Annotated in this window: 19 protein-coding genes and 1 tRNA gene; 9 read left to right on the top strand and 11 right to left on the bottom strand. The window is 39.3% G+C overall.

The window, feature by feature from the left end; translation table 11 throughout:
- Positions 1–20: 20 nt before the first annotated feature.
- Complete coding sequence (locus tag J3U75_RS08770; RefSeq protein WP_323811362.1) at positions 21–1,001, bottom strand: TerC family protein; 981 nt, start codon at positions 999–1,001, stop codon at positions 21–23.
- A 1,158-nt stretch (positions 1,002–2,159) separates the two neighbouring features.
- Here J3U75_RS08770 and J3U75_RS08765 point away from each other — a divergent pair.
- From J3U75_RS08765 to J3U75_RS08755, 3 genes are all read left to right on the top strand, one after another.
- Positions 2,160–3,122, top strand: coding sequence for an urea transporter (locus J3U75_RS08765; RefSeq protein WP_267391583.1), 963 nt, complete (start codon positions 2,160–2,162; stop codon positions 3,120–3,122).
- Between the two features lie 491 nt (positions 3,123–3,613).
- Positions 3,614–3,814: a hypothetical protein gene (locus tag J3U75_RS08760; RefSeq protein WP_267391582.1), complete on the top strand. Its 201-nt coding sequence runs from the start codon at positions 3,614–3,616 to the stop codon at positions 3,812–3,814.
- A gap of 302 nt (positions 3,815–4,116) precedes the next feature.
- Positions 4,117–4,596, top strand: a complete 480-nt coding sequence (locus J3U75_RS08755; RefSeq protein WP_267391581.1) for a contact-dependent growth inhibition system immunity protein — start codon at positions 4,117–4,119, stop codon at positions 4,594–4,596.
- A gap of 257 nt (positions 4,597–4,853) precedes the next feature.
- Here the strand turns inward: J3U75_RS08755 and rpmE are convergent, their stop codons facing one another.
- Positions 4,854–5,069 (bottom strand): 50S ribosomal protein L31, encoded by a 216-nt coding sequence (gene rpmE, locus J3U75_RS08750; protein WP_100090964.1) that lies wholly within the window; start codon positions 5,067–5,069, stop codon positions 4,854–4,856.
- 288 nt (positions 5,070–5,357) lie between these two features.
- Positions 5,358–6,767 (bottom strand): cysteine--tRNA ligase, encoded by a 1,410-nt coding sequence (gene cysS, locus J3U75_RS08745; protein ID WP_267391580.1) that lies wholly within the window; start codon positions 6,765–6,767, stop codon positions 5,358–5,360.
- Between the two features lie 301 nt (positions 6,768–7,068).
- Between cysS and J3U75_RS11345 the strand changes: the two genes are divergently transcribed.
- Entirely contained in the window at positions 7,069–7,764 is a 696-nt protein-coding gene (locus J3U75_RS11345) for an OmpA family protein (RefSeq protein WP_100151878.1), read from the top strand.
- 1,217 nt (positions 7,765–8,981) lie between these two features.
- Here J3U75_RS11345 and yidC read toward each other — a convergent pair.
- Genes yidC through rpmH form a run of 4 tightly spaced genes read right to left on the bottom strand, consistent with a single transcriptional unit; the run spans position 8,982 to position 11,367 of the window.
- Positions 8,982–10,637: a membrane protein insertase YidC gene (yidC, locus tag J3U75_RS08735; RefSeq protein WP_267391579.1), complete on the bottom strand. Its 1,656-nt coding sequence runs from the start codon at positions 10,635–10,637 to the stop codon at positions 8,982–8,984.
- Between the two features lie 21 nt (positions 10,638–10,658).
- Positions 10,659–10,868 carry a membrane protein insertion efficiency factor YidD gene (gene yidD, locus J3U75_RS08730; RefSeq protein WP_267391578.1) on the bottom strand — a complete coding sequence of 70 codons (210 nt, stop codon included), beginning with the start codon at positions 10,866–10,868 and terminating at the stop codon, positions 10,659–10,661.
- A complete protein-coding gene (gene rnpA, locus J3U75_RS08725; protein WP_267391577.1) occupies positions 10,865–11,224 on the bottom strand; it encodes a ribonuclease P protein component in 360 nt (119 codons plus the stop codon). The genes yidD and rnpA overlap by 4 nt, the downstream gene beginning before the upstream one ends.
- 8 nt (positions 11,225–11,232) lie before the next feature.
- Positions 11,233–11,367, bottom strand: a complete 135-nt coding sequence (gene rpmH / locus J3U75_RS08720) for a 50S ribosomal protein L34 (protein WP_004283944.1) — start codon at positions 11,365–11,367, stop codon at positions 11,233–11,235.
- A 222-nt stretch (positions 11,368–11,589) separates the two neighbouring features.
- On the opposite strand from rpmH, the gene dnaA reads away from it, so the two are divergent.
- From dnaA to J3U75_RS08695, 5 genes are all read left to right on the top strand, one after another.
- Positions 11,590–13,215, top strand: a complete 1,626-nt coding sequence (gene dnaA / locus J3U75_RS08715) for a chromosomal replication initiator protein DnaA (protein WP_267391576.1) — start codon at positions 11,590–11,592, stop codon at positions 13,213–13,215.
- Between the two features lie 15 nt (positions 13,216–13,230).
- Positions 13,231–14,334: a DNA polymerase III subunit beta gene (gene dnaN / locus J3U75_RS08710; RefSeq protein WP_267391575.1), complete on the top strand. Its 1,104-nt coding sequence runs from the start codon at positions 13,231–13,233 to the stop codon at positions 14,332–14,334.
- 310 nt (positions 14,335–14,644) lie between these two features.
- A complete protein-coding gene (gene gyrB / locus J3U75_RS08705) occupies positions 14,645–17,035 on the top strand; it encodes a DNA topoisomerase (ATP-hydrolyzing) subunit B (RefSeq protein ID WP_267391574.1) in 2,391 nt (796 codons plus the stop codon).
- Positions 17,036–17,677: 642 nt separating this feature from the next.
- Positions 17,678–18,403 (top strand): hypothetical protein, encoded by a 726-nt coding sequence (locus J3U75_RS08700; protein WP_267391573.1) that lies wholly within the window; start codon positions 17,678–17,680, stop codon positions 18,401–18,403.
- A complete protein-coding gene (locus tag J3U75_RS08695) occupies positions 18,397–20,682 on the top strand; it encodes a DEAD/DEAH box helicase (protein WP_267391572.1) in 2,286 nt (761 codons plus the stop codon). The genes J3U75_RS08700 and J3U75_RS08695 overlap by 7 nt, the downstream gene beginning before the upstream one ends.
- Positions 20,683–21,103: 421 nt before the next feature.
- On the opposite strand, the gene J3U75_RS08690 is transcribed toward J3U75_RS08695, so the two are convergent.
- The 4 genes from J3U75_RS08690 to J3U75_RS08675 form a co-directional block, all read right to left on the bottom strand.
- Positions 21,104–22,078 carry a hypothetical protein gene (locus tag J3U75_RS08690; protein ID WP_267391571.1) on the bottom strand — a complete coding sequence of 325 codons (975 nt, stop codon included), beginning with the start codon at positions 22,076–22,078 and terminating at the stop codon, positions 21,104–21,106.
- A gap of 316 nt (positions 22,079–22,394) precedes the next feature.
- Positions 22,395–23,615, bottom strand: coding sequence for an RtcB family protein (locus tag J3U75_RS08685; protein WP_267391570.1), 1,221 nt, complete (start codon positions 23,613–23,615; stop codon positions 22,395–22,397).
- 58 nt (positions 23,616–23,673) lie between these two features.
- Entirely contained in the window at positions 23,674–25,251 is a 1,578-nt protein-coding gene (locus J3U75_RS08680) for a slipin family protein (protein WP_267391569.1), read from the bottom strand.
- Positions 25,252–25,527: 276 nt separating this feature from the next.
- A tRNA-Leu gene (locus J3U75_RS08675) sits at positions 25,528–25,599 on the bottom strand.
- Between the last annotated feature and the right edge of the window lie 159 nt (positions 25,600–25,758).

Raw genomic sequence — 25,758 nt, 5'->3', positions numbered from 1 at the left:
GTGAAAAATTCCTTTGTCGTCTACAGATTATGCGGCTGCTTTCTGGTTTTCCACCATGAAGCCAGAATCGCCAGCAGTAAAGCAGTAAATACCACAGCCAGTGAAGCAAAAGAAGGAATGTGCCACCATTTTGCCACCAGCATTTTGGCACCGATAAAAGTCAGAACCACGGCCAACCCATATTTGAGAAAAACAAATTTTTCAACCACATTGGCCAATAAAAAATACATCGCACGCAAACCAAGCACCGCGAAAATATTCGAAGTAAACACAATAAACGGGTCAGTGGTCACAGCAAAGACAGCCGGTATACTGTCTACAGCAAAAACCACATCACTCAATTCAATCACTACCAATGTAAGCAATAATGGCGTGGCCATGCGCTGACCGTTTTCGATGGTAAAAAATTTCTCACGGTTAAATTGCTCACTTACACGCATATGGCGGTACAGCCAACCTATCAGTGGGTTATCAGCCAAACTTTTATTCTCATCTTTTTCCGGCAGCATCAGCTTAATCCCGCTATAAAGCAGGAATATACCAAACAGATACAGCACCCACTCAAAGCGGCTGACCAGAACTGCACCCAAAGCCACCATCACAGCACGTAGGACAATTGCCCCCAATACTCCGTACAATAGCACTCGGTGTTGATACTCTGCCGGCACCTTAAAATAACTAAATATCAGCACGAAGACAAAAATATTGTCCACCGATAACGATTTTTCCAGCACATAGCCAGTAAGAAAATCCATCACCGAATCAGCAGCCACCTCACTGCCCAGCATCGGATTATGCAGCAGCTCAAAATAGAGCCAGACAGCAAAACCAAGTGAAACAGCAATCCAGACGCATGTCCACAGCAGCGCTTCTTTAGTGCTAACGCGATGTACGCCTTCTTTTTTCAGCGTGAGCATATCTATCGCTATCATTACAATTATGATGACGATAAACACCCCATAAAATAAAGGTGTGCCCACTGAATTCAAATGAGGCTGCATAAATTCTTTCTTCTTAATATTTTTATCATTCAATTCCCGTTGCTGGAAGCCACTCTTCTAAACAAAATCAGAAACGAGCCAGTATTAAACAATAACATAGATACAACTATTACTGGCAACAGTTGTGCATATACAAACACTATTCCGGTTCCAAGTAAACGGATAATTCATTGCAATAACTTCCAAAGCAGAAAACCAGGGTCTGACTGATACATGCATCATGAAATAAAACTGCGTTTTAAAAATCATCCCAAAACAGCGATAATAAAGCCCATCCCTACCACGGAGAACGATTTAAGCTCATTTCAGCACATTTCAATTATTATCAACCTTACTTAATACCAAGCATAATGCTGAAAGTTTCAGAATACAAAATCATCGCTAGATTTATATAGAAAAATAAAACTGAGATGGCAGTTCTGCCACTACAATCTTCAAATTTTCAGCTGTCATTTTTTACTTTTGGTTAAATCCAGTTTGCCTTTAATTTCACTGATCACATACTTATAATTGAAAGAGCCCATTCTTTATTAATATCAACCAATTCAGTATAGGTGCAACTTTAGAAAGCAGATATCGCTTGGTTTAGCTTATTTAATTATTTTGCGTGTTACTCAGAGCAAAATTGTTTTCTGATTGTACCGTGTCACTGCTAGCCTGACGGCCAGATACAGATTTAGAATAGTCACATCTTTAGCCTATTTAATTAAATTTAGAAATAATATTTTAATCATTTCTTCTTTAATATTACAAAAATTATTCAAAATGCAAATTTAGTACAAACTTCAACTTTTCTAAGCTGAATTTGATTTTACCAACCAATCAATGTTTACTTGCTTTAAATTTCAGATTCTTAAACGTTTCAGCACTACTTACCTGCCCAAATAAAAAACTTATAAACATGTAATATTAAAAAACAAACTAAACAATAAAGAACTAAAGCCAAACAACAGCACTGAAAAAGCATACTCTCAATTTGGCAGGAACATTTTCATCATCAAATATTTCAAGCTCTTAAAAAATAAAATTTTCCGCCCAACCAGCATTAAATATCGTATATTTATTTCCATCCCACATTACCAGAACATTTACCTACGCATAAACAGTATAAAAGCAGTCTAACCTACTGAACCGAAATATTAATAAAGGAGAAAACGAATGAAAACAATGTCTGTAGCAGCGCAATGGCATCAATTATGCAACCACAACCACTGTATCCGCTTTACCGATGTGATTCTCCGCAGCTACGGTCAGGTCATGCTCCAAAACAATGCATTATCTGGACTGATTTTTCTGCTAGGGGTACAGATGGGAGGGTGCCTTACCGGCAAACCAATTATTGGAGTAGCCAGTTTAGTGGCCGTAATCAGCGCCAACATCATGGCCTATGTGTATCAGCTTAATGTAAAAGCATGGCAGCAAGGAATCTATGGCTTTAATGCCTGTCTGACAGGCATTGCATTAGCTACGTTTTGTGAAAATTCACCCTATTTATGGTGCACTATCGTGCTGGCATCCATACTTTCGGTCTTCATTACCAAAGCCCTGAGCACAATATTACAGCAATGGTATTTACCCTGTCTGACCATGCCCTTCATCCTGATTACATGGATATTCCTGTTGGCAATTCCTTCTTTTTCAGCGCTGTCACGAGTACAGGCAGATACCGCTACCGCACACATTACCAGCTTTACACTGTTGCACCTGCTGCCAAACAGCATTCTTGGCATTGCTGAGGTATTTTTATTCAACAGTACACTGGTGGGAATAACATTTTTAATCGCTCTGGCTGTTAATTCCCTCCGAATCACCCTATATGCCATAATCGGTTCAATCCTTGCCATCGGCATCGCCCTACTGTACGGAGGTCAACTTGAGCTTATTACACTGGGGCTTTATTCATTCAATGCGGTATTAACTGCTATTACATTGATTACCTTCAGCAATTCACCAGACAGTAAAACCAATTTATATATTTTACTGGCTATAATTCTCACCGTATTTACTCAGTCTGCCCTTACTACTCTTCTGAAACCCTATTCACTTCCGGTACTGACAATGCCTTTTGTACTGGTCAGCTGGTTATGGCTGCTGATTAACCAGACACTAAATCAACGCTAGTTAAATGCAAAAATAAAAACATTCTTTTATGATAAAAAGATTCATTAGTAAAAATGATTTTGAGGGTAAAAATAAAACACTTAGTGCTCTGCATAAGTATATTCATACTAGTGTAGATCCGGTAAATAAATTCGATCCAAGCGGATATATGGGGTTGGGCGATGTTATGACATGGCTTAATATCCAATTAAATTTGAATTTATTTAATACAGCCTAAAGAATACTTAACGTATACCATAAAATTAATGCTGTTTTAGATGTACTCCTTACTGTTCGAATGATTGGTGTTGTTGGAGGAAATATGCTCTATTGGAAAATACAATTGCCAGTGCAGTAGCATACAAGGGATTTGATTTTTCTGATGCAGGTACTCAATTTATAAGGTATGAAACATAAGCATTAACTTATAGGAGAACCAAGGTTGGGAGCTGGATATATATCAAAAATTGAACGTTAAATATTTGAAATTATATATATTATATAAATCAACAATGTTACCTCAGGCACAATCTCAGTTTCGTTTAGATAAAGTCAATGGACATCCTGTAAAACTATCATTTGGTTTTGGTGGACCAGGAAAAAATGAAACAGGAGCTATTTTTGGTACAGGTGTGGAAATGTCTGGAGATCGTCAATTATTCAGGATTAACTATGATTTTAAAGGAAAAATGATGCTTATAGCGGAGCAATAGGTTTTAAAATAGAAAAGATTAAAGTGCTTTGAGATAAAGATTTTCCATATCATATGGTTTATAAATGGGAGCGAGGAAATAATGAAAAGAAATTTAGATGATAGTGAAATAACACTACGGAAATAGTATTCATATTATGCGCTTAGTGCACTGCAAAAAAATATTACTTAGTGTAACTGAAAATGATGCGGCAAATGTAGAACAGGCTTAAATGCATGAGCAAATTCAGCGATAGGCTGCTTTTCGTTGGTCAGGAATTTCTGTAATAGTACAATCCATACCATAAATTAAGGAGTAGAAAAATGCTGCACGAACCGAAAGCAAAGGGATGTAATTTATATATACTACCTGACGATTCTGTGATTATACAAGGATTCTTTCATGATAATTACGGTCCTGGTCTTGTCCATTCTCACGTCAGAGCGCGTATTTCAAAAGAGCTGATACCGGTATTGTTAGGTAAACTTGTATTAAAGATAACCAATACTTCTAAGTTTATTGACGTTCAAGAATGGGTAAAAGATGAAGATTCATATAACAAGGCCTTTTTAAGCTTTGCTGGCTATAAAAATTTTAGAAGGCTGGAAAAAGAGACTGCCTGTGTGATAATTAAATTGGCGAATAATGTGATCACGATTACGCCAACAGAGTATGACCGTAAAGATGGCGGATTTTCACACCTTGTCGATAAAGAGGTAACGTGCTCTCCCGATGCAGAGAGTATTTATGAACATTTGATTCCTTTGCTCAAACGCAGTAACTATGAGCATTTAGCCTCTTAACTGCAATACAATAGCCAGTAGTTAGGTTGCCTTAATTAAAAATTTCTCAGAAATTTCATGTTTCTGAGGATTTTTGCGTAAATAAAACGGATATAAAATAGATAGATTTGATTTTTTTGATCGTATGAGTAAAGTGAGTAAAGAAATTTGAAAAAAAATTTTGATAATATCCCATCGGATAAAAGGCAAATTAATTTACTATTAAAAAAGACTGCCATAATGGCAGTCTTTTTGGGTGCAATATCTTGCAAACAAGATTAACGTTTGAACATATTGCCGTATTTCTGATTGAATTTGTCCACGCGACCAGTAGAGTCAACGATTTTCTGTTTACCGGTATAAAACGGATGACAAGCAGAGCATACTTCAATATTGAAAGTATCTTTTTCCATTGCAGATTTAGTTACAAAAGTATTACCGCAGGAGCAAGTCACAGTTACGTCGTGGTAGTTAGGTTGAATGCTGTTATTCATAGTATCGTCCTTAGTTAAGCGGGCACAGGGGATGTGCCTGTACCTCTTGAAACGGATGTCTGGAATCGGGCGATTATACTCGCATGAGTAAAATTTTCAAGTAAATCAGCACACAGAACAGCCATATTACACAGATGACCTGTGAAAAAGATGCACTTATTACCAGATTCAAAACATACCATACATTAAAAGTATAATACTGCTGTCAAGCCCCTGATTCAGAATAGATCCATAGTCTCTTTAATATCTGTTTTAGATAAAGAATATCTGTTTTAGATAAAGAAAAAATCAGGCACGGCGCCAGCTTGTACCATTAGCACCATCTTCCAACACAATACCGGCAGCCGTTAGCTCATCGCGAATACGGTCTGATTCTGCCCAGTTGCGTTCTGCACGCGCCTGCTGCCGTGCAGCAATCATCGCTTCAATGGTGGCATTATCAAGACCTTGTACGCCTTCACCCACTTCATTCTGCAAAAACGCCTCCGGATCACGCTGTAACAAACCCAGCAGACCACCCAGCCCTTTTAAGCACCCTGCCAATTGCGCATCATGAGTTTTATTAATTTCATTGGCCAGTTCAAATAGAACGGCAACAGCTTCCACTGTAGCAAAATCATCATTCATTGCAGCATAGAACCGGCGCGTATAATCATTTAAATCCGCATTAACTTCAACATCTGCGGCTGTTGTGTTTTTCAATGCTGTATACAAACGCGTCAAACTGCCTCTGGCATCATCAAGATGTGCGTCAGAATAATTTAAAGGACTGCGATAATGGGCACGCAAAATGAAAAAACGCACCACCTCTGCATCGTATTTTTGCAACACTTCGCGGATAGTGAAGAAGTTTCCAAGGGATTTAGACATTTTTTCATTATCCACACGAATAAACCCATTATGTAGCCAATATTTTACATGGCTAGCAAAGTGATTTTTTTCCGTGCAACAACCTTGTTTTTCTGCACCGCAGCTCTGAGCAATCTCATTTTCATGGTGAGGAAACTGTAAATCAGCTCCACCACCGTGGATATCAAAATTCTCACCCAACAAAGCTTTGCTCATAGCCGAACACTCAATATGCCAGCCCGGCCGACCACGTCCCCACGGGCTGTCCCACGCCGGTTCATGGGGTTTGGCCGCTTTCCACAACACAAAATCCAAGGGATCACGCTTGTAGCCATCCACATCCACTCGTTCACCAGCGCGCAAATCATCCAAACTCTTACCGCTCAGCTGGCCATAGTCAGGAAACTCACGTACCGCATAAAATACATCACCATTCTCAGCCAAATAAGCTTTACCATTTGCCATGATCTCTTCAATCATGGCAATCATCTGTCCAATATACTGTGTGGCTTTCGGCTCATGGTTTGGTGGCAGCACACCTAAAGCAGCCGCATCCTCATGCATAGCCAGAATATAATAATCAGTCAGTTCAGAAATACTGATGCCGCGCTCATTTGCCCGATTAATAATCTTATCGTCTATATCAGTAATATTACGCACATAATCAAGCTTATAGCCCAGCTCACGTATCCAGCGCGCCACCATATCAAACACAATCATCACCCGTGCATGCCCCAGATGGCAATAATCATAAACGGTCATGCCACACACATACATACGCACCTGTGGTGGATTAATCGGTGTAAATTTCTGTTTGTTTCTAGTTAAGGTGTTATACAAGCTGAGCATGTCTGGTTCCAAAGTGACTGATAGTAGCCCTGAATACAGGTAATTTAATTGAATGAGGCTAAACTGGCCGTTTTCAAGGGCGAACGAGCCTCAAACACGTTTAAATAAGACTAAATTGTAATATAGCGCAGTAAACTTGTCGCTTAAACCAGCATTGCTACAAAATAAATTACAGATATGCAAACCGGACAGAATATTTTCAGTTTGCGCACCTCCTCCCTCCCTCACTTGCTTTTCTGCTATAGATAGCATAAAACATACATGTGAAAACCATAATCAAATTTTAAGAGAAGGAGTAAGTATGACCATCATGAAACCATTGGCTGCACTCGCTGCCGCCACTACCTTAGCCCTGACTGGCTGTGTTACCGATCCTAGTACCGGCCAAACCCATGCCAGCAAAACCGCTGTTTACGGCCTAAGTGGAGCTGCCGTGTGCGGAATCGTTGGTGCAATTACCCACAATAGCCGAGGTGCACGTAATGCTGCTCTGGGCTGTGGTGCTATCGGTGCTGGCATCGGCGCTTATATGGATTACCAAGAAAAACTATTGCGTCAAAAACTGGCTAATACAAATGTTGAAGTACAGCGCGAAGGTGACCAGATTAAACTCACCATGCCAGAAAACATCACATTTGCAACTAATAGCTCTGAATTAAGCAGCGCCGCCACATCTTCCCTATCTTCTGTAGCTGAGATTCTGGCTAAATATGTGGATACCAATATCACCATCGCTGGTTATACCGACAGCACCGGTAATGACAATATCAATAGGCCATTATCACAACGTCGCGCTGAGTCTGTTTCCACATTCCTGAGCGCCCGTGGCGTCGCCAGCAATCGTATTAGCGCAGTAGGCTACGGTTCTGCTAATCCAATTGCCAGCAATGCTACAGTGGAAGGCCGTGCCAAAAATCGCCGTGTAGAAATTCGTGTTAACCCTGTTCAACAAACAGCTACCACTACTACACAACAAACCACTACCTACGTACAGTAACGACTAAAAGGCGTGATAGACACTATATCGTTTCATTCAGTCTGTCACGCCTTAAATTTACAAGTTTTTCAAAATGATATTCATTTACAATATTAAATGTGTTAATATTTAATAACATTTATTAACTATTGAAATGAATAATTATGCAAAATACAACAAAAAATAACACTTTCAACTCTTCTTCAGGCAACCTTGCGCCAGTCATGTCTATTGGGGACTGGCTCATAATGTTTATCGTGTTTTGCATACCCATTGTCAATCTGATCATGGTTTTAGTCTGGGCTTTTAGTGGCAACGGCAATCCTAACCGCTCTAATTTTTGCAAAGCATACCTGATAGTCGTGGCAATAACGATAATACTATATATAATTGCCCTAGCCATTTTCGGTAGCATTATCGCTAATTCAGCGCATCAGTTTTAAGGCTTAAAGCAATGATGATTAAGTTTGATAACTTAATCACAATTAAGCCAAGCTATCCATCATCTAATCCGTAATAAAATATGCGCAATAATCACCAAGCACTTCAGACAGAAGTGCTTGTTTTAAAATAAAATATGATAGTATTAATAATAATACTAACGTAAAAAAGAGATATTAAAAATAAAAAATTCATAGCTCAATTTGGAGGAGTTAATCCAGCCAAAAGCAAATTTGAGCAGATATAACGACCATCATTGCAATACTAAAGTCGGATAGACTTACTAAATTCCGACAATCTTAATTTACTGTAATTACCCGAACAAGTTACTATTCATACCAATCTCATTTTTCTCCTAAAAGAATAAAACATAAATATGCAAATTGATTATTGATAAATAAAAATCTGAATACAAAAAACATTTATCGCGATTCTCAAGCCAAAAAACCGATAACGGTCAGTGATGCATTCCATTAAAAATTAAATTTAATTCCCTACCATAAGTATTTTTGTTTATTTTTTTCATCTAGAAATCAAGTACCTGATTACATTTAATACACATCAGCTTATAAAAAAATAAGCAAGCATATTTTCTACATAAACTAATTTATGAAAATACCTGAACGAATATCATAAATGTGCACCAATGCTCACAGTAGAAAATATAAGAGCAGCTTCAAACTATTTATATAGACAAACTCATTAATGATTAACTCTTACACCGGCGATATGTCTCTGAAGCACTGAACAAATAAAAAGCACTTCAAACTGAAGTGCTTTTTACTAACAAGCTATACTCATACATCCAATGAGCGGTGCAGTTTCGCCTGCCGTTCAATACGTTTATTAATAAACCATTGTTGTGCTAGCGTTAAAATATTGTTCGTCAGCCAGTACAGTACCAAACCGGCAGGGAAAAAGAAGAACATCACAGAAAACGCTACCGGCATGATTTTCATCATTTTAGCCTGCATCGGATCCGTAGGAGGCGGATTCATAAAGGTTTGCAGATACATGGTCAGTGCCATCAATACCGGCAAAATGTAATAAGGATCCTGACGTCCCAAATCGGTAATCCAGCCAATCCATGGAGCACCACGCAATTCTACCGAAGCAAAGAGTGCCCAATACAAACCGATGAAAACCGGTATCTGCAACAGCATAGGCAGGCAGCCGCCAACAGGATTGATTTTTTCCTTTTTGTACAACGACATCATTTCTTGCTGCATACGCATGCGGTCATCGCCATACTGGTCTTTCAATGCCTGCAAGCGAGGTGCTACAGCACGCATCTTAGCCATGGACTTATATGAAGCATGAGTAAGCGGGAAAAGAATAGCTTTTACTGTAAGCGTCAGCAGAATAATTGCCCAGCCCCAGTTCTGTACCAGTCCATGCCACCAGTTTAACAGCCAAAATAACGGCGAAGAAAACAGCGATACCTTGCCATAATCTTTAATCATCTGCAGATGATCAGCAACCTTAGTAATCACTGAATAAATCTGCGGACCAGAATATAAAGAAATGCCGAAGCTAGCACTGGAATTAGCGGGAATATCTTTTACTGGTACGCGCACACCTGCCGAATATAAGCCATCACTACGTTTGCGAATATCAATTTTGCAGTCATCATTGCTGCCACAAACACTGCTGCCCTCTTTCGGCTGCAGAATCCACGTAGTCATAAAGTAGTGCTGGGTCATACCAATCCAGCCGGTATTGGTTTTACGCTGATAGTCTGCTCGGTCACGACCGGAAGCATAATCGCTGTCCAGATCTTTAAAAGCCACTTTTTCAAATTTGCCATTGGGCGTATACAGCACCGGACCCGTATAGGTGTGATCGAAATAGCCAGTACCTTCCGGCTCCTTGTCATCACGCAAAACCCGATAGGCCACATCCATTTGCAGCGGCTGTGCATTGTGATTGGCAATTTCATAGCGAAGGCCAATCAAATAACTACCTTTAGTAAAGGTATAAATCTTACTTACCTGCACACCGTTCTGTTCTGCTGCTGTCAAACGCACATCCAGCTTGTCGCCATTAAGTGTGTATTGTTTTTGCGGCGCAGTAAAAATCAGATTTTTAAACTGATAATCACCCTGACGGTTTAATAATACCGACTGGGCAATGTACTGATGGCCATCCGCACCATTATCCAGCAGCACAAATGGCTTACTGGCATCACTGGTAGCTTTGTATTTAGTCAGTGTAAGCTGGCGCAAATCGCCAGTTTTTTCATCAATAACCGCCTTAACAGTATCCGTAGTGACCGTAACTGGCTCAGTTTTACTTAATGCACCCTCAGCTCCCACGCCAGTGGAAACTGCATTGCTCGTAGATGATGTTTGTTGTGCCGCTGGATGATTTTCGGGTTGTGGGTATAATTTTTCCCAACCCAGCAAAATGGCCATGGTCAGCACAAAAAATATCAGTAATCGTTTAAAATCCATAGTGTATTCCGTGTGTATTCGCTAAGGAAGTGGGTCATGACCGCAACCACCCCAAGGATGACAGCGGCAAATGCGCTTGATTGCCAGCCAGCCACCCTTGAATACCCCGTATTTTTGCAGAGCGAGTACTGCATATTGCGAACAGGTCGGGCTATAGCGGCAACGGGGCGGTAAAAGCGGGCTGATGGCATACTGGTAAAACCGAATCAGACCCAGCAATAAATATTTCATTGCGACTTTGCTTTACACCCGTCAGCTGCCACAAGCAACTGTTGTAAAGTATTGATTACACCAGCATAATCCGCATGCCGGAAGGGCTGGCGTACACGAATGATTATATCTGCCGGCGGCAATTCATGCCGGTGCAGGCGAAACCATTCTCTTAATACACGTTTCATGTAATTGCGCCGATTGGCTCGTTTGGCCACTTTTTTGGCCACTACCAAACCCAGACGCGGAAAACCAAGTGTATTGCGTGCATGAAACACCTGAATCCAAGCACGGCTTTTCTGGCAACGTAACGCAAAAACGGATGAAAAATCATCCGTTTTTAAAAGGCGATATTTTTTGCCAAAATGATAATCCATTCTTGTGCTTACACAGCCAAACGTTTACGACCCTTGGCACGACGGGCAGCCAGTACAGCACGTCCACCGCGTGTTTTGCTGCGAACCAGAAAGCCATGAGTGCGTTTGCGACGGGTAACGGATGGTTGATAAGTACGTTTCATAATTTATTCCCGAATTAACTTTAAATAAAACGTAGCATTACACAACAAGAACAGCACTTTGTCAATCAATATAATCTACAGGAAACCCAGACTGCAAACGGGTTAACACAGAGTGCAAATCGTGGTCATAAAGCTCTTTATTGCGTATAATTAGCATAATAGGCGATACCTGTTTCCATTACTCAAGCCAAGCCCCATTGGCAGACAAAATAAGCTTCACGCATGACCCTAACAGAATTTTGGCCGCAGTGCCTGTTACAACTTAAACAAAACCTACCGCCCCAGCAATACCAGATGTGGATTGCTCCCCTAACCGTAGGTGAAGAAAATGGCAATTGGGTAATATTCGCGCGCAATACCTTTGCATTCAACCATATACGTGAGCGTTTCTGGCCAGCTGTGGAAAACGCCCGTCAGGCCATACTCCCACACGGACAAACTCCTTTAATCCTCAAAATTGGTCAGGGGCAATCTTTACAAGCAGCTACACAGGCTCGGGCAATTACCAATACCATTAATTCTGTGAAAGCTGAAAGCGGCACTCCGGTTCAGGTGGAGACTGAAAACCTTAATAAACATGAACCCTTAAACACAACCCCTGCACCTGAAGAAGCCAAACCGCGTTCAACAACTAAACGCACAGAATCCGCTCAGGACATTATTGCCAAAAGGCTAAAAAATAATCAGTCTAAAAGTGATAGCAATACGGCTGAAAGCAGTGAAGTCAACCCTAGCAAACCAAGCAAAGTAGATAAAAAAGAAACATCTATACCTAAAACTGAGTCTGATAATGTACTGACAAACAGTAAAAAATCACGCTATACCGACACTAATCTCAATCCTGAACACACCTTCGCTGCACTGGTACAAGGCAAAGGTAACCGGCTGGCTCATGCGGCCGCCCTCTCTATAGCTGAAAACCCAGGCAATAGCATGTACAACCCGTTTTTTGTTTACGGCAGCACCGGTTTGGGTAAGACTCACTTAGTACAGGCCATTGGTAACCAGCTCTTTGCTGCAGATGCCAAAGTCAAAATCCGTTATATACATGCCGATGAATTCATCCGTGGCATCATGAACGCTTTCCATGCTAAATCTTTCGATGCCATGCGTCAGCAATACCAACAGGTGGACTTGCTGATTATGGATGATGTTCAGTTTATTGCTGGCAAAGACCGCACCATGGAAGAGTTTTTTTACGTCTACAACCATTTAATTGACGAAAAAAAACAGGTTATTCTTACATGTGATACCTTGCCTACTCATATTGATGGCATGGACGATCGCTTAAAATCACGCTTTTCATGGGGACTAAGTCTAGAGCTGGAACCACCTGAACTGGAAATGCGTGTTGCCATTCTGCAGAAAAAAGCCGAGCTGGCTCAGGTAAAACTTGAAGACGAAGCTGCGTTCTTTATTGCCAAACATATCCGCAGTAATGTGCGCGAACTAGAAGGCGCTTTCAAGCGCGTTGTGGCTCAAAGCCGTTTTGCCAGCCGGCCGATTGATGTCGGTTTAGCCACAGAAGCACTACAGGATATTCTGGCCGTCAATCACAAACCAATGACACTGGAACACATCCAAAACACCGTAGCCAAATTCTATGGCATCACCATCAGTGATATGGTAGGCAAAAAACGTACACGTAATCTGGCACGTCCGCGTCAGATGGCCATGACCTTGGCTAAAGAACTCACCCCACTTAGTTTACCAGCTATTGGCAGCGGATTTGGTGGCCGTGACCACACCACAGTCATGCATGCGGTAAAAAGCATCTCCAAACTCCGTAAATCAGATGCCGAGACAACCAAAGCGTACGAAACCTTAATGATGATTTTGCGAGATTAAACCAAGGAAAACAACATGCTGATTCTACAAGCAGAACGTGATAGTTTACTTAAACCTCTGCAAGCCGTAACCGGCATTGTCGAGCGTCGCCATACCTTGCCGATCCTGTCTAACGTATTACTGGAGAACCATCAGGGGCAAATCAAAATTTTGGCCACCGATCTGGAAATTCAGATTGATACCATAGGCCCAAAAAGCGAAGCTGAAGATTTCCGCATTACCACCAATGCCAAAAAACTACAGGATATTCTGCGTGCCCTACCAGCCGGTGCCATGGTTTCACTAGACTGGAACAATAACCGTCTGGTCCTAAAAGCCGGCAAAAGCCGCTTTAATCTACAAACTTTGCCGGCAGAAGACTTTCCACTGATGAGTGTAGGAGAAGACGTAAATGCCAGCTTCTCCCTCCCTCAGGAGACCTTCAGAGAAATGCTGTCACAGGTCCAATACAGCATGGCCATTCAGGATATTCGATATTATCTAAACGGCTTACTGATGCAGACCGAAGGCAATCAGCTGCGTTTAGTAGCCACAGACGGGCACCGCTTGGCCTATGCCGCCTGTAGTCTCGATACTGATTTACCTAAAGCAGAAGTGATTCTGCCCCGCAAAACGGTACTGGAACTATTCAAGTTGCTTACATTCCCTGAGCAACCGATTACTATAGAACTATTGAATAATCAGGTTCGCTTCCGTTGTAACGATACCATCATCGTTTCCAAAGTAGTAGACGGCAAATTCCCAGACTACAACCGCGTGATTCCGCTAGATAATGACAAAATCTTCCTTGCCAATCGTAGCGAATTACTCGGCGCTTTAGAACGTGCAGCTATTCTGGCTAATGAAAAATTCCGCGGTGCGCGTTTACAAATCCAGCCGGGGCTGCTCAGCGTCACTTGTAACAATAATGAACAAGAAGAAGCACGCGAAGAATTGGAAATCGCTTATCAGGGTGAAACACTGGAAGTCGGATTCAACATCAATTATCTGATGGATGTATTACGCAATTTACATGCCGATGACTTGCAACTGGCATTCGGTGATGCCAATCGCTCAACATTATTTACCATCCCCAACAATCCTGATTTTAAATACATAGTCATGCCGATGAGAATATAAATATCTCTTATACAAAGACTTAGCAACTGCCCTAAATCAGAATAAATGATTCCCTCATCCATATCTGATTCAGGGCAGTTTTTTCTTTACATTTAACATGATTATCATTCAATAAAAAATCCGATAAAACATCACCTTAAACATATCAACCGGCTGAAAAAAAACTTAATTTCTGCTATAATAACTATCTAATGAATTATTCGATTCAGCCCTGTAAATATGGCAAAATTGAGCATCCTTAATATTCTTTTCTGCCTACAGGCATCATATTAAAAGCATAACCGCTGCCCCAGATTTATAAAGAATTCTTATGACAGATCAACACCCTGAAGATTACAGCGCCGACAGTATCAAAGTATTAAAAGGCTTGGATGCCGTTCGCAAGCGTCCCGGCATGTATATTGGTGATACCCAGGATGGTACTGGTTTACACCATATGGTATTCGAAGTTCTGGACAATGCGATTGATGAAGCGCTGGCCGGCTATTGTGATCATATCACCGTAGCAATAAACGCTGATAACTCCATTACCATTGAAGACAATGGCCGCGGCATTCCCACCGACATGCATCCCGAAGAACACCGCTCTGCGGCTGAAGTTATCATGACCATCCTGCATGCCGGCGGTAAATTTGATAACAATAGTTATAAAATTTCTGGTGGTCTGCATGGCGTAGGTGTATCTGTAGTGAATGCCCTATCCGATTGGCTGCGCCTGACTATCTACCGTAATCACAAAGAACATTTTGTAGAGTTTAATCACGGCGACGCCATCGCACCACTATCCGTAGTCGGCGATACCGATAAACAAGGTACGCGCGTACAGTTTCTCGCCAGCACCGAAACATTCGGCAATATTGAATATCACTTTGACATTCTGGCTAAACGTATCCGTGAATTGTCTTTCCTGAATAATGGCGTCAGCATTGAACTTTTTGACAAGCGTGACGGCAAACATGAAAATTTTGCTTTTAGTGGCGGCGTGGCTGGTTTTGTGCAATACATGAACCGCAATAAAACTGCGCTACATAACAAAGTTTTCTACGCCAGCGGCGAAAAAGACGGCATGAGCGTTGAATGCGCCATGCAGTGGAACGATAGCTATCAGGAAAACGTGCAGTGTTTTACTAATAATATTCCTCAGCGTGATGGCGGCTCCCATCTGACTGCTTTACGTCAGGTCATGACCCGTACCATCAACAATTATATCGAAGCCAATGAAGTAGCCAAAAAGGCCAAGGTAGACACCAACGGCGACGATATGCGCGAAGGTCTTACCTGCGTATTGTCAGTGAAACTGCCTGACCCGAAATTCTCATCACAAACCAAAGACAAACTCGTTTCCAGCGAAATTGGACCGGTGGTCAATGAAGTTTTAAGCAAAGGTTTGTCTGAATTTCTGGAAGAAAACCCTACGGAAGCCAAAATCATCACCGGTAAAATCATAGATGCTGCCCGTGCCCGTGAAGCCGCACGCAAAGCACGTGAAATTACCCGCCGCAAAGGCGTTATGGATGGATTAGGTCTGCCGGGTAAACTGGCCGACTGTCAGGAAAAAGACCCCGCATTGTCTGAGTTGTATCTGGTCGAAGGGGATTCGGCCGGCGGTTCTGCCAAGCAGGGTCGTGACCGCAAATTTCAGGCCATCTTACCGCTTAAAGGTAAAATTCTGAATGTCGAAAAAGCCCGCTTTGAAAAAATGTTGGCTAGTCAGGAAGTGGCCACCCTGATTACTGCACTGGGTGCCGGCATTGGCAAAGAGGAATTCAATCCGGAAAAACTGCGCTACCATCGCATCATCATCATGACCGATGCCGACGTAGACGGTGCCCATATCCGTACCTTACTACTGACTTTCTTTTACCGGCAAATGCCTGAACTGGTAGAACGCGGCTATGTATACATTGCCCAGCCTCCGCTTTACAAAGCCAAGCATGGCAAACAGGAACGCTACCTGAAAGATGAGTTTGAAAAAGACCAGTTCCTGCTAAGTCTTGCTCTGGACAAAGCACGCCTGAATATTGGCGAAACCATCCTTGAAGGAAATGCACTGGCGGAGATTGCCAAACAGTTCATCTTAGCGCAAAGCATGATTATGCGTGAAAGCCGCATTATCGACAGCGCCGTATTAAATGCCCTGCTCTACTGGAATGAAAATCTGGATTTAAGCAATGTAGCCAGTGCAGAAAAGGCCACACAAGCCTTAACTAATCTCATCAATGATGAAAACCTCACACTGGAACGCATCGGTGCCGAAGACGAAGTGCAAATGATTAAAATCACCCGTCAATTGCATGGCAATCAGATGGTGAGCTATCTGGAACAGAAATTTGCCGAAAGCCGTGCCTATCAGATTATCCGCCAGACCGCTGCAACCTTAAGCGGTATTGTGGATGCCCCGATTGAAGTTGTGAAAGGCGAAACAAAAACCGCAGTAACCGGCTTTGCGCAAGCATTGGATTTACTGATGACCACAGCACAAAAAGGGCTATCTATTCAGCGCTATAAAGGGCTGGGCGAAATGAATCCAGAGCAACTATGGGATACCACCATGGATCCAACCGTGCGCCGCCTGCTGAAAGTTAAAATCGAAGATGCGATGGCTGCGGATGATGTATTCGTTACCCTGATGGGCGATGAAGTGGAACCACGGCGGGCTTTTATCGAAAACAATGCGTTGAATGCGCAGGTGGATATTTAAGCAAGTTTTCTTTAATCAAAAGGGATGGCCTAGCCATCCTTTTTTTATTCTTAATTTATACTATAAATTGATACAACCTGATATGTAATGAAGCAAACTAAATTTTTACAACTATATTCTAAGCTAGCCACAGATTGGTTAAAGACAGCATTAGTTATGGCTGCCTGAGCGTATTAATATCCGAGCTGGTCTTGTGGATTTTTCGGTATGGGTTTTATTTTATCTATTAGTTATCAGACAAAGATAACAGAATTTGCTATTTTTATTTTATATTTTCAGGTTCAATTATTGAACATATCCGAAAAGAAAAAAAGTAAATCACGAAAGAAAAGCTGGCAGTTGAAAGAGGTAAAACTACAACAGCTCAGCAAAAAGCAAAAGCGGAAATAGAACGTCGGGAAAAACTTGAACATGCAACAACTGATGCGCATTATTGACTAAAGATGTGCCAATCGAAGAAATTGCCAAAATTATGGATATTCTAATCAAAAATGTTCACAAGCTAATAAATATTGATAATTAAAGAAAAGAATATATACTTTTTATAAATTTTACATACAGAAATATTCAAAACTGTTTGTTTGTTCTGGAAATATATTAAAATATTAAAAACAATGTGAAATGGAGTAGTGAGACTTTTTAATGGAAATTATTAATAATAAAGATGACTCAACACACGGTTGTCGATATACTCAAGTAAAAGTGGATTATTTACCAGATAAAATCAAAATTTGTCTAGTAAATATTGATTCATTGCAAGTAATAGCCAACAAAATTAGCACATTAATTTTAGACCATTCTTGGATAATATCTTTAGATCCTACAGCGCGATTAGCATATGAAGGTACTGTTGAAAAAACATCCAATATACTCAATGATATATGCAATAGAATAATTAAAAACCCTGAAATAGAGAGCGACTTTGGCGAAATAATGGTTTCAATAACAGCTTCTGAATCGTTGAAACATTTATTTAACCATATCTCCTTACCTATTTCTGAATTATGGAAAGAAAAAGCTAGGGGAAATCCTGGATTTGATTTTCATACTGTATGCCAAGAAGATTTAATTCATTTTGGCGAAGCAAAATATTCTTCATTAAAAAATCCTTATGAAGCTGCAATCAATCAAGCAAATGATTTTATAAATAAAGACAAACATCATTATGATATAATTCATCTTGAAAACATAATTCAAAAGAAAGAGCCAATTGAAAATTTAGTTAACAATTATTATAGTATTGTTGCGGCATTTTCAATAAATTCTGATAACCACCAACTAATAATTAAAAACGCAATAAATAAAATTTCTAATTTAGATATATACACTAAAGCTACAAATATTTATTTGATTGGGGTAATATGTTAAGGTCAATTATAGATGATTCAAATCCAGCCCAGAGTATAGAGGAGATTATAAAAGAACTACATATTAATGGACCGGTAAGTAGTACAATAATTGAAAAACTTTCTTATTATAAACGATTCCATCAAAATGTTTTCGAAATTTATGAAGAAAAAATTCTTTCGGTTTTGGGATTATTCTATAAAAATAAACATCCCACCAATCTTTATTCTTTTGTTTTAGCTCAAATAGGTGAACTTTATCAAGAACAATATAATAATTATTTAACTCCCGTACAAGCAAGCATACGATATGCTATTAATTCAAAAAAATATATTTCCATTTCAGCCCCTACCAGTGCAGGAAAATCTTTTTCGATTAAACATCATATTTATGAAACAAATGGTGATGTTGTTATTGTCGTTCCTTCGCGTGCATTAATTGCAGAATATATTGAAACGATGAAAAAACACTTTGAAAATGATAAAAGTGTTATGATTTTGCCCTTTGTTGAATATGTATTTAAATCAAGAAACTTAAGAAGAATATTCATATTAACACCAGAACGAGCTAGAGAATTATTTACACAAAAAGAAACACCTAACATAACATTATTTTTTTTTGATGAGGCGCAAATATCAGAAGAAAAAGAAAGAGGCGTTAAGTTTGATGTATTAGTGCGTCGGGTTGAAAAAATATTTCCTTCTGCCAAACTTATATTTGCTCATCCATTTATAGATAATCCAGAAGCACAAATTAAAAAACATTCATTATCAGATGAAGATGCTTTTACCTATTCATATAAGCATAATACAGTAGGAAAAATCTTTATCCAAAAACATAAAAATGGAAGAGATTATTATTTTTCACCCAATATTAAAGATGGTCATCAGTTAAAAAATTGTATCGAGTTTGATGGAAGCTTTAGAGATTTTGCGTTTGATAGAAGTAAAACTATTTTGATATTTGTCAGTAAAAAATCCTTATACAATGGAAAATATTTGGATAATTATTCAGACTATATCAAAAAGCTAACGGAAGTTACTGAGCAAAAAGCTTTAGACATTATTGCTAGGGTTGAAAATTTAATAGGAGCAAATCCATCGCATCAATCTACATTGGTGTATTTATTAAAAAAAGGGGTTGTTATCCATCATGGTTCTGTACCTTTAGAAGTAAGATTTTTGGTAGAAAAGTTTATAAGATTAGGATTTGCAAAAATCTGTTTTGCAACTAGTACGTTAGCCCAAGGCATCAATATGCCTTTTGATATCGTCTGGCTTGATAATTTACGAATGTCTGATACGACAGAAAAGCATCGCGCTTTAGCATTTAAGAATTTAATCGGCAGAAGTGGACGGTTAACTGATAGTCCTAAATTTGATTATGGTTATGTTTATACAGAAAATGCTAAGTTGGTGGCAACTCGTTTAAATACTGATTATCAATTATCAGAAGAATCTATTTTAGAAACTGAAATTAATGTAGATGTTGATAATAAGGAACTTATCGAATCAATTTTAAATGAGAGTTTTAACGATGAATTGAATCTTCCTCAATCAAAAATTGAAAGGTTATCTAATCAAACTACATTAGACATAATAATATTGATTCTAGATCTTATTTATGATAATTCAGAAAATTTAGGTTCAAACTTACTAGGAAAAGAAAACGCTAGAAAGCGTAGCTTAATAAAAGAATCATTTCAAAAAATATTTCAAATATCATTGAATCGTGAACTAAATAAAGCCGAAGATAGAGTTTTTAGTAATGCGATTGCAATTATTTTGCATTTAATGCAGAATCGTTCTTTTAAACAAATTGTAAGTATAAGATATAACAATATATCTAAACGTGGTAAAAACCGTGAAGAGCCTCCAGAATTTTCACAGCCGGCTCATAGACTGCCTTCAAAGAATTTAAAGGAGTTTTCTCTTTTCGAGAATAACATACAAGCTAAAAATATTAGTTATGATACAGTTGTTTTTGATACTTATGATTATTTAGATACGGTGATATCGTATTCGCTTTCTGATGTATTTTGTGGTGCATTTCAAAACTACCACAATATTAATAAAGATGATCGTGCATTAAATATTATAAATTTGTTTAAGTATGGAACATTTAATCCAAAGCATATTTTATTTTTAAGATATGGATTTTCCGCTGAACAAATTGTTACACTGGAAAATTATGTTTCCCACATTACAGAAGATGAAATTATTTTTGATACCCCTAGCCTTGCAGACTGTCCTGAAGATATTCGTAATTTAATAGACTGGTACTTGCCTGATTCGATATAGTTATATTAGTAACTATAGGAAGTAAAAATAGTATTACAATTTTAGATTCTTGTTCTAAAGCACTATTCACTTTATTGTTACGCTATTTTCAGTCAAATTAAAAACCACTATAAAGAACACAATATAAAAAGGAGGAATATAGACCCTTACATATAATTGCTGTAATACTTGCTAATGTTGGTGCTTGATTTCGAGCAACTCATTTTACTTGGCCTACACAACATCTAAATTTTTATATAATTAAGCAATTATTTTAAAAGGGCTTTATTTTACATAAAATTCGAACTAATAAAAGATAAGAATTTTGAAACACAATTTATTGATAGCAAAGATATTTTGCTATCAATAAATTGTTGAATTAAACTTAAAATGCTTTAGTAATAGCAGAAATTTGTTGGGCAAATTATAACTCTACAAAATTTTATTCATTCCCGATTGTTTCAATTTTGTATGCACAATCACTACATAAGCCTTGAAATACTATTTCATCTAAAGTTAATTTTTCGTAACAAAATTTACATTCTTCATATCCTAGATGATAGTGACATGCTAGGCAACGCTTCTCAACAAGCGAATAGGAATCATAAAAACACATTGGGCAAAGGCCTGTTTGAGATTCCTCAATACCCTCAGGAATTTTATAATCACTGTATAAAGCATTAGCAATTGATGAACCTATCATATCTTGATATGTAGACATTTTACCACAAGCTTTACAACAAATATCTGGGTCTTCTTTTTTGTGGACATCAACTGCTAGAATTAATTCTGAATAACAATTTGGACATCTTAATTTATTAATACTATTTCTAACTTGTTCATACTCCCATGGAACTGTTTTCAAACTTTCTAAACACTTCTGCCTTTCTTCATCATAAATTGTTGAAACATTAAGCATAATTTTCCAGTAATCTTGACCTAATAACGTATCTGGTTCATGTTCAATATAAGGGCAAAATTGGTAAATTAGATGAAAAGCCTTTGTTATAACTTCTTTTACATTTATTCCAGTTTGTTGCACATAATAATGCTCAGTATCATTACGTACATCCCCTAACGCTTTTAGATTATCCTTGTTAATTGAAATATTTAATTTCTTAAATCGTTCTATTATTTCATGCACATTAACTGTTCTTTTTCCACTTCCTTTCAAAGAAATAAGGCCTGTTTTAGCATTCTGTTGAGGAACAATTTTTGATTTAAGTAATACTTCATTTGAACCATCAGGACTTAGTTGCTGTAATTTATATTTATAGAGAAGTAAAATCCCCGCGTAGATATTTCGTATAGAGGATAACTCTCTACGTGGATCTTTATCTATGTCTTGATAATCTTCTAGGCCAATCTGGATAGATTCAACTGCATTCTTTAATAATGGGTTCTTTAATGTAGACATTATTACTCCTTTCAAAATGATTATTCACAATATTTTTTAATAAGTTACTACTTAATTGGAAAATTTTCTTCTCTGTACAATATTTACTCTCCGAATAATTTTATTTGTGTAGATTCTGCACAAACATAACAAATAAGATAAATATTAAGATGCTGTTATATTTTACTTTATTATCCAATAACTTATTGGAAATAGCAGTTATTGTACGGTTGTGCATATGAGCAAAACCTTGCTTGCATCAGGCTATCTATTAACAGTATCAAGGTTGGTGATATTCGATATTTTATTGATATCGAGGATTTCTCCTTGATGCGTTTTATCCCTTAACACACACTACCTGCCGTAATTGATGCACGATTTCCACCAGTTCTTTTTGGGCGGCCATGACGGCATCGATATCTTTGTAGGCCATGGGTATTTCATCGATTACATCTGCGTCTTTACGGCATTCAACATGGGCAGTGGCTTTGATTTGGTCGTCTATGGTGAATTGTTTTTTCGCATCGGTGCGGCTCATTATTCTTCCTGCGCCATGTGAACAAGAGTAAAAACTTTCTTCATTACCTAATCCCCGCACGATATAGCTTTTGGTGCCCATCGAACCCGGTATGATGCCTAGTTCGCCTTTACGCGCTGATACTGCCCCTTTACGGGTAATAAAAATCTCATCACCAAAATGCTGTTCTTTTTGCACGTAGTTGTGGTGACAGTTAACAGCGGATAGGTGTGTAGTAAATGGTTTGGTGATGATTTTGCGCATTGCGGCGATAACGTTATGCATCATGGCTTCACGGTTTAGCCTCGCAAATTCCTGTGCCCAATGTACGGCCTCAACATAATCTTGAAAATGCTCTGTCCCTTCCTGAAGATAAGCCAGATCTATATAGGGTAGATTTCTGATATGCTCTTCCATATCTTTTTTAGCCAATTCGATAAAAAAGTTGCCGATAGTATTGCCTATGCCTCGTGAACCGCTATGCAACATTATCCACACGCTATCGGTTTCATCGAGACAGATTTCGATAAAATGGTTGCCGGTACCCAGTGTACCTAGATGTTTGTGACTCTTGGTTTTTAAGAAGCGTGGATATTTTGCGGTTAATTTTTCAAAACCCGGTAACAGTTGCTGCCAGTATTGATTAACAATTGGTGGTGGATTTTGCCAGCTACCGTTATCTCGTCCACGGTATTTGGTGGTCATGCCATGTGGCACGGCTTTTTCGATAACTTGACGCAAAGGCAATAAATTATCGGGCAAATCAGTTGCGACTAAAGAGGTTTGCACGGCAATCATGCCGCAGCCGATATCTACGCCCACGGCAGCCGGAATAATTGCACCCATGGTTGGGATAACACTTCCGATAGTCGAGCCTTTACCGATATGGACATCGGGCATGACGGCAATATGTTTAAAGATAAATGGTAATTGGGCTGTTTTGATTAGCTGGTTTTTGGCTTCATCTTCGACTAATACGCCTTGTGTCCACATTTTGATTGGTTTTGCATTTTCCGCTTGCAACAAATTATATTGAGTCATTTTTATTCCATGGTTTTATCATGCCATGGTTGATGGCATGATTTTGTGTTTTTGTTTTCTATATTTTTGGTTGGATATTAATTAATCCATGCAATATCTGATCCAGTCCGCCAACTACGGAAATTTTGTTAATGCGTTCGGCGATGCGTTCGAGTGTTTCCATTTCTTTTAAACGCAGGGCCACTGGATTGTTTTCCATTACGCGGGCGGTATTAAGCAGGGAGCGGGTGGCGGAAGTTTCTTCACGCCGGCGAATGACATTGGCCTGTGCCGCTTTTTCTGCTTCCACTACCTGCGAAAGTATGATTTTCATGTCTCCCGGCAGTATGATGTCTTTGACGCCGACACTTACGGTTTCGATGCCATAGCCCGCCATATTTGTTTGCATATGAGCATTTATTACTTCATCGATTACTGTTTTGTTTTCCAGTAATTCATCCAGTGTGCGTGTGCCAATCGCTTCGCGCAGTGCAAATTGCAGTTGTCGGTACAACAAATCCGTCGGCTGTGCAACTTTGGCATAGGCGGTTAATACATCGGTGTAGCACCAGTTGGCCACTAGATTGATACGCAGATTGACTTTGTCGCGGGTGAGTATTTCCTGACCGGATATTTCTTTGGTCTGCAAGCGTGTATCGACGATGTCAACGCTGATTTCACGGTTGAAACGCCAGTAGGCGGTGATACCCGCATCCAGCAGTTTTTCCACTTTGCCATTTACTTTCAGTACTCCAAGGTGATAGGCCGGTACTTGGGCAATCAGTACGCTGCTGTCTCCCTGCACTTCTTTATGGCGCAATTTGGGCTGTAATAGCTGCTGCACCATTTGTTCAGACAATTGATAGCCATCGCTTAGTTCTATGGTCTGCATGTGTTGCTTGCAGTTATTCTGCCAATATAGGCGTTTGGTACCCGGTGGCAGGATTTCTACCAATAAATCATCTTCAAATCGTAAGCCGGCCTGATTGGCGCCCACCTGCATCTGCACGCAAAATTGTGCCATTTGTGCTGGTGCGTTCTGCTCTATCGATGCTGCCAGTACGTCGTTAATGTGGCTATCCTGTAATTTGAATTTGCCCAGTATCAGTTTATGTTTAAATTCACACATGCCGAATACGGATTTGGGCGGAATAATCTGCACAAATTGGTTATCCACAAACAGGGTACCAATCTGTTCGTCAGTAAAATAATGCAGGGTTAGAGTGTTTAAGCCTTTTATTACTTTACCGGTATTTTTAGCCTCAATAAGCTCTAGGGCTATTTCATCCGGCAAGCGGTAACCTTGTTGCAAAGTCACTTTTTTTAGTAATTGTGGTTTATAACTCTGCCAGTACACTGTTTTGGTAGTGGGCATTATTATTTCTACCAGTTTGTCTTCTTCATAGCGCAGGACTATTTCATCCGCTGCTAGGCTGACGTGATGGCAATATTTTTCTACCAGTTGTGGATAAAAATTGATGAGTTTGTTGGCGGTGTCCGGCTCGATTTGTATATCAGCCAAATCTACCTGTGTAAAGGTTAGTACGGAAAAGGGATTCCAAAAAAAATGACGGCCTGCGGTGATGATGTTATCAATCTCTCCGCGTTTTCTGACTATGGCCAGTTCACCCTTTTTTACATTTATGATGGTCAACATTTTAATTCTCCTGTTGAGGCAGCCAGCAAACAGGATGAACACATTCAAACGGATTAATTAACGAAATAACAGGGGAAAGATTAAGCTGCATAAGCTAGAAACTGCCTGTTTATGCTTTTTTAATTTTTTGCCTGCTATCCGGTTTTTTTATCCGGATAAATCATCTTAAGCTGATTTTGTCCGGTTAATCGGTTTTTCCTGTGCCTAAGCTTTAACTACTAGCTTATTGCTGTTTACTGGCTGGTATTGCTTTTTACAACAAAGTTTTATGACAAGGATTTGAAACAGGAATCGAACCTGCTACAAATTGGATCTGGTCCAATTACTCTACCACTGAGCTATTCAAATATTCTCCGTTGTGAGGAGTTGTCTGTTCTACGCAGAAATACATGTTGATAATGTAATTGAGCTGGTTTGTACCTGTTCTGGCTACATTCGCTATGCACCTGACTGCCCTATCAGACAGTCTGTATGACAGACACCATTCTTATTGCAATTTCTGTACCA

This window comes from Snodgrassella sp. B3088, assembly GCF_026535815.1.
Lineage (GTDB): Bacteria > Pseudomonadota > Gammaproteobacteria > Burkholderiales > Neisseriaceae > Snodgrassella > Snodgrassella alvi_E.
The sequence above is the reverse complement of the archived record's forward strand: the minus strand, read 5'-3'. Positions and strand labels throughout refer to the sequence as shown.